The organism is Enterococcus sp. 4G2_DIV0659 (assembly GCF_002140715.2).
GTDB lineage: Bacteria > Bacillota > Bacilli > Lactobacillales > Enterococcaceae > Enterococcus_L > Enterococcus_L mansonii.
On the sequence record NZ_NGLE02000001.1, the window covers coordinates 2109920 to 2123521 of the forward strand.

Here is a 13602-nt window from a genome sequence, read left to right on the forward strand (position 1 = left end):
TGATTTTTAGTTTTGTTCCACACTCTTTATTTTTACTCTTTAACAAGCTGCAATAAATGGGTATAAATAGCCTTCCACGTTCCTTGTTCATTAAAGTTTTCTACAAGCAAAAAGGTCGTGTTTTTCCTTTCGATGGGTGCTACATAATTGGCGATGATCACGTCGGCGATTGTATCATCTGTTGTAAAAACAAAGGTTTCAGGATTTAGAATTTTCATCAGTTTTCTTTTTAATGCTAATTCGGCAACGATATTTCCGCCGAAGTCAATATAGATCATCACTTTTTGTTGATGTTCACCTAAGACGATCAAGTATAGGGTATCAATCAAGACTTGTTTATTTTCTTCTTTTTTAGTCCAAGGTGTTGTTGGCTGAAAGTGGTCGTAAAAATTGATTAGCTGGTCATACAGAGCAGCATGACTTTGGACGCTTTCAGTAGTCAACGCTTGAGAATAAAAAATATTCTTAAAGTCATGACCGAAAAACTCAATATAACTTAGATGAAGTGTCAAAATATAAAAACTTGCATAATAATTTTTATAAAATCGTGGCAAAGATTCCAATGAGAATTCTTCAAAAACCGCATCCAGCATTTCTTTCGCCAAACTTGCCAAGTGAAAATCGGGCATATTTTCCAATTGTTCCCCAAAGTGAATCATTTCATCAAAAGTGTAGATTCTAGGAATAAAGATTCTGAGGAAGAATAATAGAAAAGGGTGATTAAGATCTTTTTCTTTATCTTCAAAAATAGTTGTCAAAGGAAACACAGCAGATGACTGAATTTCAGCTAATAAACGATCTAGATCTGTTGGTGTATGTTCAAGAACATAGAAAAAAGAATTCAAACTATGCAGTTCTGAATAGGTCATTTGTTTGGCGTAGGGAGCTGTTTTTTCATTTGCAATACTTTTTTTGCGTTCTGTTTCTATTTCTGGATAAGGTGATTGGTAAAAGAATAAAAAACAAAAAACTAAAAAACGAAAAATAAAGATGTCCGCCGCTCGACCTTTAAGTACAACGCTCTTATTGGCCACAGTTAATTCTAGATTGAATTGTTGCAAAAAAGGATTAGCTTGCCGAATGACGTAGTAAGTATGCGATTGAGAAAACAATAAGGTTTGTGCAATATCAGTGATTGGTAATTCTTCCTCATGTAAAAAAAGATAAGTAAGTTGGAACATGGCAGAAGAATTTAAATAATGTTGAATCAATTCATAAATTAATAAAGATGGATGATACTCATTGGTTGTATCTTCGACTAGGTATTTATTATCTTTATATCCAATGACTACAGGTATTTGATAGACAGCTAAATCTCTATTTAATTGTAAGATGAAATGGTAGAGACGATTTTTTGATAAAGACAACTGCGTTTGAAGCAGATCTGCTTCAATCATCGAGCTATTTACAATTTTAGTAAATAAATTTAATTTTATTTGCTCATTTTTTTTGATTAGTTGCGTCATTAACATAACAATCTCTCCTTTATATTGGTTATTATAAACGGAAACGAAGATTATTGATATTAAAAAAATAAAAAAAAGCAAAAAAACATAATACGAGAATATCTTGAACTTAGGAGTGGATTCTTTTATATTTTGTATACAGAAAAATTTTGGCAAAAATAAGAGGTGATTCAGTGAGAGTGATCCAACGATTCAATGTCTGGATGGTTATTATTTTTTTAGTCGTCAGTCCCTTCTGTCAAAGTACGATGAGCGTGTTCGCTGAGACATTAAGTGAACAAGAGCAAGTAACAGATTTAACTATACATAACAATGAACAAGGACAAGCAGAGGTCACATTACCTCAAGTTATTCCTGGACAAGAAATAACCGTTACGTCCGATACACCGATCGATACGTTAGCCTTAGAAAATAAACAAACGATTTTAAATTTACATAGTAATGAAGAAAAAAGCAGCGTCTCATTTATCTACCAAGGGACAGAACCGTTTCAATTATATTTTGAAGTGGATCAAGTAAAAGAACAAGAGATTAAAGTTGAACAAAATGAACGAGTAAAGACGTATCGTTTACACATGGACGAAGAAGTGACCGAAATCTCTTCAACCGCAACAAGTAGTGAAATAGAAGAGATTACTCAAACAAGCTCAGAAGATGTTTCAACAAGCGAAACAACACAAACAACAGAATCAGAATCAAACGAACAGTCAAAAAGCGATACCAGTGTTGAACTTGAGACAAGTACGACTACGACAGAACCTGAACCCAAAGCAGAGGTGCGATCAAGTGAGTTAATGAGTGAAATTGCCGCCGATCGAAATTCTGGATGGCAAGTTCAGCTTAATAAGCAAACCCTATTGTCAGCGGCTATCCCATCAGGAAATCAACTTTCTTATGGATTTGCGACAGAACAAGATTTGTTTTTAACCAACGTTTTCTTAACAGACACAAATGGTCAACGAGTGGATTATCGGAATGAAAGAAATTCTGGCAACGGCAGAGGAATCCGTTTCTATTCATTTGAGAAAACGGGTGAATACACGCCTGTTGAGAAAGTAGCCTTAACCGCAGTAGCAGTCAATGGCAACCAAATCAGAGGCTATGGAGAATTCACGATCGATCACAACTTGGTCTATTCTTACAAAGTCGTCGTACGTGTGACCTTGAGTGTCGAGGATCAAACAGGCGATGTCCAAAAACAAATTGAAATCAAACGAGTAGACAAACCATTATTAGGTGATCCGCAACCAATGAATGTTGGATTTTCAGAAATTGTTGATACCAAATTAAATGGTAGAGAGAGCGCAGATGTTTCTTATATAGGAAATGGACGTGGGCTGTTTATCGAAAACAATCCATATAATGTCATGTTTGATGTTTCTGAAGAAAAAAATGGCGGTACGCGACCAAATAAATGGGGAGCCGGTAAAGGCACCTATTTAGATTTAAGTATTGGTATCCATTGGTTGTATCGTGATGCTGAACCAGGTGATTTTTTCAAAAGCCGATCAATTATTAGTAGTGAAGTTCACGGTTTAGAAGATAAAAACGGACAACCAGGTGAACTCGTCGATCATTATTCCGATGCAGCACTGGCAATGATGTGGGATAAACAAAAGGTCAAGCCGCAGGGGACGCGGATTATGTCTTACACGCTTCACTTGGACGAGGTAAGTAAGCCTAAGGTTAAATTACAATCGGACATCCCAGCTAGTTTGCTTGAAGGGAAAAACTTAGAGCAGATAACGGGTACGGTGGAATCTGATAGACGTAACAATATTCGATTATTGTATGCCATAGACAATGGAGCGTACACCACTGCAAAAGAGATTGCCAATTCCAATGTGGGAGAAAAACATGAGTGGTCAATTGACAACATCGATTTAACTGCCTATAAAGCAGGAAAACACACTCTGACTTTTCTTGCACAAGATAGTGAAGGCAATCTATCGGAGAAAGTCACACGCACATTCCGAATCATTTCTAAAGATACAAAGTATGTGTTTGACTCAACTGTTACCAATACAAATGGCTTGTTGTCGAAAGTCCATCCTGGCGATCGCTTACACTATGAAATTTATTTAGAAAACAGAGGGAAAAATATTTACTTCCGTTGGAAAAATGACTTTTCTAAGTATTTAGCACTAGATGAAAAATCCATTCATATTGAAAATAAACGTGATCCAAAACCAGATGTTCAAATAAAAGAACAAACAATGACCTATGATGGTGCCATGGCATTAAATGAAGTAATTACCTTTAGCTTTGATGCGATTGTTAAAGAAGAAAGTTTAGGTGTGAAATTAGCATCTATCGCAAATACTGCCAGTTTCTATGAAAAAGATAGTTATACGAAACCGTTAGTAAAAAGTGAAATTAGTTTAGCAAATGAAGGAACCGTCACTAACTTCCCCAAAGCTTATATAGACGGGCATATCACTAATCAAGAAATCAAAGAAGAAGATGAATTGATTTTTGAAGGAACAATTGGTAATTCAGCAATAGCCAAAGAAATGGATTCTGGCGCATGGAAACAAGTACAATACATTTTTCCAGAAGAAGAAGGCCTAGAGCTTAAAGAGATTCAGGTGCTAGATAAAAATAATCAGCCCTTACCTAGTGATCAAGTGGAATGTACAATTATTTCCGAAAATGATGAACAGCAGACAAAGAAAAATTACCAACGAGTGGCGATGGCTCGTTTTAAAAAGGACATTTTGCCGCAAGAAGAATATCATATTCGAGTAAAGGCGATGGCTGCAAAAGACGCATCGAAATTAAACAATCCGATCATTGTTCATACTTCCGCGTTTGGTACAGACAAAACCGAAGAGGACATTGAAGCAGTCAAAGAAATTAAGTTGCCTAAGGTTCAGCCAAAAGCAATGTTGACGATCGCTGATGTGACAGGAGAACTGGATTTTGGCGAAATGATTTTAAAGCGAGAAACCCAAAAGAAATATGCTGAAGATTTAAGTATCAAGATTCAAGATACACGTGAAGGTAGTAACTCGTGGTCATTGCATATTTCTGGTGAGATCAAAAATGCCTCTGGTGATCTATTGCCACTATTCTTTGAAAAAGATAAACAAAAACAGTCACTAGAAGCAGGAGTCGTCATTAGTCATAAGGGCATGAAAGAGTTAACCTTTGGCGAAAAAAGTGAACAACAAATTTATGCAGAACTTTCCCCAAATAAAAATAAAGGACATTATCAAGGAACGATTTCTTGGAACTTGATGGACGTGCCTTAAAAAGCAAGGATTCATTAGCAGCGTTTTAAGTAGATAGAACAAACAGTCTCTATCATTGAAATAATTAAACAGTTAAACAAATTAGGAGGAATTTAATTATGAAAACAAGTAAATTAACAGCAGGAATGATTTTATTAGCAGTAGGAAGCACTTTTGCAGTATCAGCACACGCAGAAGACGCACCGTCAAAACAAGCAACAACACAAGCACAAGCGGCAGTTAAAGGTGGCGATCTGTATCTAACAGGTTTCACAAACAATGTGAATTTTGATTTTGACTTAAATGATGCAGTAACAACAAATGATCTTGGAAACACAGTCATCAATTCAACGATCAAATCAAAACCAATGGAAAATGAATCTGGAATCATTCAAGGTCAAGTTGTCGATTTATTAGGTTCTAACGAAAAATGGACCTTAAATGTAAAATTATCAGCATTTGTGAACAAAGAAAATAAAGAACAAACATTAGCATCACCAGTAATCGAAGGAACAAAAATTTTCGGTCAAGAAGCACCTAGAGCAGCAGATTTAATCGCTATCGATCAAGTTGGAACAAACATTGTTTCAGATGGTGAAACAACAGGATTAGGCGTAAATACAATCGGACTTTCTAATGCGATGATGACATTTGGTTATACAGATAACAAGAAAGTCGTTGCAGGAGACTATACAGGTGAAATCAACTGGAACTTAGTTGATGCTGAAACAGGTCAAGAATAAAAATAAATATCAGACATAGTAACAATTAGCTGTCTAAGTAGATAGCGAAAATAGGTTGAGACAGAAAGCGAATAAACGGCTATTCACTTGCTTGGTTGAAGTTACTCGTTTCTGTCCCAACCTTATATGTACATAGATCACACTTGGCAATAAGAAAAGAAGGGAATGGTCATCATGAAAAAAATACTAGGACTTTTAAGTATTCTGTTTGTTTTTGGACTATTTAATGGACACACTGCTTTGGCTGAGGAAATGTCGTATTCTGTTCAAGCAATTTTGCCGGAAAATCAAAAGACTGATGTGAGTTATTTTCATTTAACAATGAAGCCATCACAAGAACAAGAGCTGAAGTTAAAGCTTGTGAATTACGCAGATCGACCATCTACAATCGCAGTGACGCCAAGAAATGCATTTACCAATGACAATGGCATGATCGACTATAGCCTAGATGATCCGATAATGGATAGAACAATGAAGTATCCATTTACTGAGTTGGTTTCAAAAAAACAAGTCGTTACATTGAAACCAAAAGAAGAAAAAGAAATCAGCTTTCAGTTGAAAATGGCAAGCGAATCTTTTGATGGCGACGTTTTAGGTGGATTTTTTGTGCAAGAAGTAGACGAAAATGAGACAACGGATGCTTCAAATGAAGCAAAAAAAGAACAAAAAAGTGCGTCTGGCGTGCAGTTATCCAATCGTTTTTCTTACACAATCGGTGTGAAATTAAGTGAAACAGACCGTATCGTTAAACCAGAAATTAAACTGGCTGAAGCTAAAGCGGGATTAGCCAATGGTCGAACAGCTTTTCTAGCTACAATCCGAAATGTCCAAAGAGCTACTTTAAAAAATGCAACAGTTGAAGGAAACATTTATCAAAAAGGCAAACTCGTTTATACAACAAAGAAAGAAAAATTAGCAATGGCTCCTTATTCTGTGTTCAATTACAATGTGTCATTGGATAATGAAGAAATTAAAGCGGGCGACTATACGATGAAATTAACTGTTTCTAGCGGTGAAGATAAATGGTCATTTACTAAAGAATTTAATGTAGATAAAAAAGAAGCTGAAAACATCAATGAGAAAGCTGTTGATGTGGTGAAACAACCAACCAATTATTGGCCTTGGATCGTAGGGGCAATGAGTCTTGTTTTAGTTGGTTTAGTCGGATATATTCTTTACCAGAAAAAACGTCACGTTTAATCGCGTTTAAATGAGGTCGGGATAGAATTGTCTAATCTCGAAAAATAAAAAGAACTTCACGAAAATTGCTCTTCAAATTTTTGTGAAGTTCTTTTTTATTTTAGAAGGGATTGTTTCTGATTTCAGAGTTTATCTGGAAGCAACGTGAGTGTGGATCATTATATTCATACCTAGTTCAAAAAACCACCATGAAGAATCGTCCAATTATCCTCTTCTCTCTCTAAAATCCAATAAAAATCTTTATACGTTGATACAGGAGATAAACTGCCAGAAAAAATGGTTGTTTTTATATCTGAATTTAAAACGATTAAGTCTGATTTTGACTTAGGTGAATATTCTTTAAGAACACTATCTGATGTATCTTGATCGAAAGTTAAGACGATTGGTTTTCCAACGGTGATAAATTCTTTATACTCTTTTTCTACGACAGACATGGCTTTTTCGATGTCTTCTTTTGAGTGCCTCTCTGATTTTCCTATTTTTTTGTCTATTGTAAAAGAGCAAGAGACTAAAAGTATAAGCATAAAAGGGATCATTAACCATTTTAAATAATTCATAGATTAGCTCCTTAATTCAAGTAGCGACTGTATTTTTATTTAATATGAAGGTGGCTAAGAAAAATACTATCAAAGCTCTTCTTGCTTTGCAAACGCTTATTTTATTTTCTTGCTAAATGACCATAATTAAGTTGAAAAAAGAGGTTTAGAAAAGTGTTACTGATTACCAGAATTTATTTTATTTAAGATCACTTTATCGAAACATCTATATTTTCTATAACAATATCTATATTTTGTTTATTTCTATCTTTTTTTGAAAGCGCTACAATTCTATTGTAGACAATTTGATGAAAGGAGTTGAGTGGATGAAAAGAAAGTCGAAGAGTTCGCGTTTCTTTTCTAATGTTTGGCGGTATAAAGCGCTGATTATTATGGCGATTCCGGCGATGATCTGGATGATCTTTTTTTTCTATATTCCAGTGTTGACTAATGTTGTGGCGTTTAAGGATTTTCACATTTCGCCAGATGGGTTCATCGCTAGTTTAAAAGCCAGTCCGTGGGTCGGGTTTGATAATTTTAAGTTTTTATTTTCTTCCAATGATGCTTTTTTAATTACGAAAAATACAGTGTTGTACAACGTGACGTTTATTACATTGAACCTTGTCATTTCTGTATTTTTTGCAATTGTTATGAGTGAGTTACGGAATAAGCGGTTGGTAAAAGTGTATCAAACGATGTCTTTATTGCCTTATTTCTTATCTTGGGTTATTATTGGCTACTTTGTGTATGCCTTTTTAAGCCCAGACAAAGGTATTTTCAATCAATGGATCACAGGTCATGGAGGCACACCAGTCAATTGGTATAGTGAAGTGAAATATTGGCCGTTTATTTTAGTGTTCATTGGCACGTGGAAAGGGATCGGCTACAACAGCATCATCTATTTTGCTTCGGTGATGGGGATTGATCCGACTTATTATGAGGCTGCGATGGTTGATGGTGCGAGTAAATGGCAGCAGATCAAAAATGTAACGATTCCTCAATTATTGCCGTTGATGACGATTATGACGATTTTAGCTGTAGGAAATATTTTTAGAGCCGATTTTGGTTTGTTCTTTAATGTTCCTAGAAACTCTGGTGCGCTCTATCAAGTTACTTCTGTGTTGGATACTTATATTTATAATGGGTTGACATCTACAGGTGATATTGGGATGACTGCGGCAGCGGGGCTGTATCAATCCACCGTCGGCTTTGTCTTATTAATGATTACCAATGGCATTGTTCGTCGATTTGATAATGAATCAGCGTTATTCTAAGGAGGAGGGAAACGATTGAGGAAAAAGCCTGTATCAAAAGTAGAAATTCGCTCTTTTAATAAACCAGTCAATCTCTTTTTCAACTTGCTCATTGCTATATTTGCTTTGTCTTGTGTGTTGCCGTTTCTGTTTGTCGTGTCGATCTCGTTGACAAATGAGACAGCGATTGCCGCTCATGGCTATAGTTTTTGGCCAAAAGAGTTTAGTGGTTTTGGTTATACCTATTTATTTGATCAAATGCATGAAAAAATCTTTCAAGCGTTATTAGTCACTGTGTTAGTAACGGTCGTTGGAACATTGATTAATAGTACGGCGACTTCGCTGTATGCTTATGTGATATCAAGATCTAATTTTCCGTTTCGTCGTTTTTTTACGGTCTTTTGTTTGATTACGATGTTATTTTCTCCAGGGATGGTAGCTAATTACATCGTGATGACGAATTTGCTGCAATTGAAAGATACGATTTGGGCATTGATCTTGCCGATGGCGGTTAGTCCATTTAATATTATTGTGATGCGAACCTTTTTTAAACGGTCTGTGTCGGACTCAATTATTGAATCAGCAAGGATCGATGGTGCGTCAGAATTGCGGATTTTTGTTCAGATTGTATTGCCTTTAGCCGTTCCAGGAATTGCAACGATTAGTTTATTTGCGGCTTTGGGCTATTGGAATGATTGGTTTAATGCATTGTTGTATATTCAAAAAGATAGTTTAGTTCCATTGCAGTATTTATTGATGAAAATTCAAAACAATATTCAATACCTAACACAAAATGCCGGAGCCAGCAGTCAGTTATCAGGTGGAATGGCGGCGATACCGGGTGAATCAGCTCGTATGGCGATTGTAGTAATATCAACGTTGCCGATCGCTATTAGTTACCCGTTTTTCCAAAAATATTTTGTTAAAGGATTGACAATTGGCGGCGTGAAGGAATAAATGCATTGAGTTTGTAAGTGAATGATTCAGTGTTTAAGCTGTTTAGTATTCGGAGCAGGACGAGCGCATTCAGCATATAAGTTCACCTGCTACGCTTTTAAAATTAGGAGGGACCGGAATTGAAAAATTGGAAAAAAATCGCAAGTGTAGGTTCAGCAGTTGTTCTTTTAGGTATTTTAGCGGCGTGTGGCGGTGGTAGTAAAGAGAAGACAGATGGTAGTAGTAAAAAGGCGGATGAAAAAACGTTATTGATGTATCAAATAGGGGATAAACCTGATAATTATGATGCATTGATGGAGGTTGCCAATAAGAGAATCGAAGAAAAAACGGGTGTGAAGCTGAACATTCAATATATCGGTTGGGGTGATTACGAGAAGAAGATGAGCGTGATTGTTTCATCAGGTGAAAATTATGATATTGCTTTCGCCGATAATTATGTACCGAATGCGCAAAAAGGAGCATTTGCTGATTTGACTGAACTAGCACCGAAGTTTGCTAAAGATGCGTATGATCAGTTAGATGAAGCTTATATTAAAGGGAATTTAGTGGATGGGAAATTATATGCATTTCCAGTCAACGGAAATGTGTATTCTCAACAAGTCTTGACTTTTAATAAGCAATATCTAGATAAATATAATTTATCCATTGATAATATTAAATCGTATAAAGATGCTGAAAATGCCTTGAAAACCTTCCATGAAAAAGAACCTACAGTTGCAGCTTTTGCAATTGGGCAAGGCTTTAAAGCGCAAGGCGAATTTGATTTTCCAGTTGGAAACAATTATCCATTTGCAATCGATTTAAAAGGAGATCCTAAAAAAATCGTCAATCAATATGAAAACAAAGACTTTATGGATGTTTTAAAAACGATGCATAAATGGTACAAAGCAGGCTATATTCCATCAGATGCCGCTACAAGTAATACTGAATTTCCACTAGAAGGAAATACTTGGTTCATTCGACAAGAAACACAAGGTCCGTATGATTATGGTGATACGATCTTAAGTAATGCTGCAGGACAAGAATTAGTTTCTAAAGCCTTTACGACGCCGTTAAAATCAACGGCACAAGCACAAATGGCTAATTTCGTTGTGTCAAATACGTCCAAAAATAAGGAAAAAGCAGTGGAAGTATTGGGACAAATCAATAGCGATCCAGAATTGTTAAACGGTTTAGTCTGGGGAATTGAAGGCGAAGCTTGGGAAAAAATTCCTGGTAAAGAAGATAAAATCAAGTTGCTGGACGGCTACAAACCAAATACTCATTTATCCGCATGGAATACTGGAAATAATAAAATTCTTTACACACAAGACACAATTACAGATGACATGATCAAAGAACGTGATGAGTCAATTGCTAATGCAGAAACGTCACCTATTTTAGGATTTAACTTTGTGACATCAAGTGTAAAAACAGAACTAAGTAACATTGCCAATGTCATGAATCAATATTTGGATGGGTTAAACACTGGGACCGTCGATCCAGAAGTTACGGTTCCTAAATTAAAAGAAGCGCTTGAGAACGCTGGGTATGAAAAAGTCTTGACTGAGATGCAAAAACAATATGATGCGTTTTTGAAAAAATAAAAAACTGAAAAAGGCTGATAGAAAAGCGTGAAATGCTTAGTAGGTACTGTGATTGATATCAGCTCGTACAGAAAGGTGTTTTATAGCAAATTCAGCATAATTTTTAAGAGGGACACCTCGACTGTTAGCTAGAGTCTCAGGCAAAGTGGATTGTTTATTTTGTCTGGGACTCTTTTTATTTGGATTTCTAAGGATAGTTATTTATTATACTAGTAAGGAAGCAGAAAGGACGAGACGCATGGTTGGAAAAGCGCTAGAAACGTTATTCATTAAAATTTGGGTCATTGTGAAGTTAAATTTGTTTTTTTGGTTATTTAGTTGTTGCGGATTGATTGTTGCTGGCATAGGTCCTGCTTTAAAAACAATCAATGACTTGTTTGCCAGCCATCAATTTAATTATAAAGAGATTACGTTGAAAGAGGGCTGGGCTTTTTTTAAACAAAATATGATTCGTGGGAATGTGCTTTTTTATGGGTGGCTGTTGTTGCTTGCCTTACTTGCCTATAATTTGTTTTTATCTGTTCAAGTTCAAGGGATTGTTTTTTTGATGATTGATTTTATCTTAGTTTTTGGCATGATTTATGGTAGCGTTACCTTTCAATATTCTTTGTTATTAGATAGCTATTATGAGATCAGTTTACGGAATTTATTGAAGTTGGCCTTTATTTCGACGTTATCTAATTTTGCTAATTTATTAAAAATCGCGATTGGTGTGTGTGTTATTTTATTTGTGACCTGGCAGTATAAAGGCCTTCTTTTGTTTGGGACGTTTTCGCTGATTCAGCTATGGAGTTTCACTGCGACGAAATCATGGCGAACAAGTCTTGATGAACGTTTGGGCTGCCATGTTTAAGCGCTCATCTTCGTCGTTCAATAAAAAGACACTACTAAATCGGTTGTTAAAAAATTATGCATTGATTCTAGTATCGCTGATTTTGATTGGTATGATTAGTATCAGTATGAATACGTATTGGCAATCGATGGGAAGAGGAAAAATCACAACGCAAGAAGCAGTGGATATGATTGGTCGTTCAATCAATGATAAAAATTTACAAGGAAAAATGATGTTGAATGGACTAACGGAGACACAAGATAAAATAAATAATTTAAATCGTTATATGGATGCTTCGATTTCAGATTATTTAAATTACTCTTACGATCAGCAGTTAGCTACTGGGAATTATTTGTTTTTACCTAGTCAGGTGAAGAATTTTTATACGACGTATGACAATATTGAGTCGGTCATTATGGTGTTAAATAATTATGATGGCTATTATCTTTCTACATTGGACAATAAGAGTGGGGATAAAAAAAGCGGCTCTCCTGATTTGAATAATAAATTTTATTTAGCGTATCCGATTACAAATCCTGTGACGTTAGAAGTCTTAGGGAGTTTTTATGTCGAATTTTCCAAAAAGGACATCCTTGATAGTTTGGTTCATTTAACCTCTTTTGATGGATTATCTGCATATGTATTTTCCAATACGGGCTATCAGTTGTTAACGTACACAGAAAAAGTCGGCACAAGTGATCAACTGTTGATCAAACAAAAAATGAAAGAAACCTCTCAATTACCGCTGCAAACATTAGCTGAAACAAATTTAGTGGAACATCTGGAAACGACGAGTGGTTTTGATATTCTTGTTACACTGTCCAATAAGAAAATTTTGACACAGGTGTTTTTTGAATTGCGCTTTTTAATGCTGGGTGGCTTGACCTTGATTTTGTTGTTATTATATTTGCTTTATCGAACCTTTACAAAATACTCGCAGCAAGTGGATACTATCATGGAATCAATGGCTCTTGTTTCGCAAGGGGATTTGAACACACGAATTAATGAGCAGACCACACAGTTTGAGTTAAAAGAGCTTTCTAAAGGGATTAATACAATGTTGGACAACAGTGAACAATACATTGCTGACATTTATAAGCTAGAAATCAAACAGCAAGATGCCCATATGAGGGCGTTACAATCGCAAATCAGTCCGCATTTTTTATACAATACACTGGAGTATATTCGGATGTACGCATTAAGTGAAGGAAGTGAAGAGTTAGCAGACGTCGTCTATGCTTTTTCTACCTTATTACGTAATAACACCGATCAGGCGAAAACAACGACATTGGAAAAAGAGCTGAGTTTTTGCGAAAAATATGTGTACTTGTACCAAATGAGGTACCCAGATCGAGTAGCCTATCACTTTGAAATCGATGAACAATTAAACGAATTAGTATTACCAAAATTTTCAATTCAGCCTTTGATAGAGAATTACTTTGTTCATGGGATTGATTTTTCCCGCAATGATAATGCCATCAGTGTAAAAGCGTGTTTAGTAGATGGCTTGGTTGACATTAGGATTCGGGATAATGGAAAAGGAATTTCCAAGCATAAACTAAATCTAATTCAAGAGAAACTAAAAAGCACTCAGATTGAATTGCACGATTCGATTGGTCTACAAAATGTCAATGAGCGTTTGCGTGCCTATTTTGGGCCTAGTTTTTCTATGACAATTATACAAAATGACAGGAAAGGGATGTCCATCAACCTTTCATTTATGTTGGTTAGTCAAGATAACAAGGAACAGAACAAGGCAAAAGCAGCTCGTGAAGTTTCACAGTAAAGGAGCAAAA

At 35.7% G+C, this 13602-nt stretch carries 10 protein-coding genes; 8 read left to right on the forward strand and 2 right to left on the reverse strand.

All coding sequences use genetic code 11. From position 1 onward, the window contains the following. Positions 1–32: 32 nt before the first annotated feature. Positions 33–1472, reverse strand: coding sequence for a helix-turn-helix domain-containing protein (locus A5880_RS09680; protein ID WP_086330756.1), 1440 nt, complete (start codon positions 1470–1472; stop codon positions 33–35). A gap of 167 nt (positions 1473–1639) precedes the next feature. Here A5880_RS09680 and A5880_RS09685 point away from each other — a divergent pair, with 167 nt between their 5' ends. The 3 genes from A5880_RS09685 (at position 1640) to A5880_RS09695 (ending at position 6642) form a co-directional block, all read left to right on the forward strand. Continuing rightward, positions 1640–4720 (forward strand): hypothetical protein, encoded by a 3081-nt coding sequence (locus A5880_RS09685; protein WP_086330757.1) that lies wholly within the window; start codon positions 1640–1642, stop codon positions 4718–4720. Positions 4721–4818: 98 nt separating this feature from the next. Continuing rightward, positions 4819–5442: a WxL domain-containing protein gene (locus A5880_RS09690; RefSeq protein ID WP_086330758.1), complete on the forward strand. Its 624-nt coding sequence runs from the start codon at positions 4819–4821 to the stop codon at positions 5440–5442. Between the two features lie 174 nt (positions 5443–5616). Beyond that, a complete protein-coding gene (locus A5880_RS09695) occupies positions 5617–6642 on the forward strand; it encodes a WxLIP family cell surface protein (RefSeq protein ID WP_086330759.1) in 1026 nt (341 codons plus the stop codon). Between the two features lie 170 nt (positions 6643–6812). Here the strand turns inward: A5880_RS09695 and A5880_RS09700 are convergent, their stop codons facing one another. Then, complete coding sequence (locus A5880_RS09700; RefSeq protein WP_086330760.1) at positions 6813–7199, reverse strand: hypothetical protein; 387 nt, start codon at positions 7197–7199, stop codon at positions 6813–6815. Between the two features lie 287 nt (positions 7200–7486). Between A5880_RS09700 and A5880_RS09705 the strand changes: the two genes are divergently transcribed. The 5 genes from A5880_RS09705 (at position 7487) to A5880_RS09725 (ending at position 13592) form a co-directional block, all read left to right on the forward strand. Then, on the forward strand, positions 7487–8452 hold the full coding sequence (locus A5880_RS09705) for an ABC transporter permease (RefSeq protein ID WP_419469611.1): 966 nt from the start codon (positions 7487–7489) through the stop codon (positions 8450–8452). Positions 8453–8467: 15 nt separating this feature from the next. Then, positions 8468–9388, forward strand: a complete 921-nt coding sequence (locus A5880_RS09710; protein WP_086330762.1) for a carbohydrate ABC transporter permease — start codon at positions 8468–8470, stop codon at positions 9386–9388. A gap of 119 nt (positions 9389–9507) precedes the next feature. Further along, on the forward strand, positions 9508–10974 hold the full coding sequence (locus tag A5880_RS09715; protein ID WP_086330763.1) for an ABC transporter substrate-binding protein: 1467 nt from the start codon (positions 9508–9510) through the stop codon (positions 10972–10974). Positions 10975–11212: 238 nt separating this feature from the next. Next, the gene (locus A5880_RS09720) at positions 11213–11827 is read left to right on the forward strand and encodes a YesL family protein (protein WP_086330764.1); all 615 of its coding nucleotides are present in this window, start codon (positions 11213–11215) and stop codon (positions 11825–11827) included. Beyond that, positions 11802–13592, forward strand: coding sequence for a sensor histidine kinase (locus A5880_RS09725; RefSeq protein WP_256924817.1), 1791 nt, complete (start codon positions 11802–11804; stop codon positions 13590–13592). The genes A5880_RS09720 and A5880_RS09725 overlap by 26 nt, the downstream gene beginning before the upstream one ends. Positions 13593–13602: the final 10 nt, after the last annotated feature.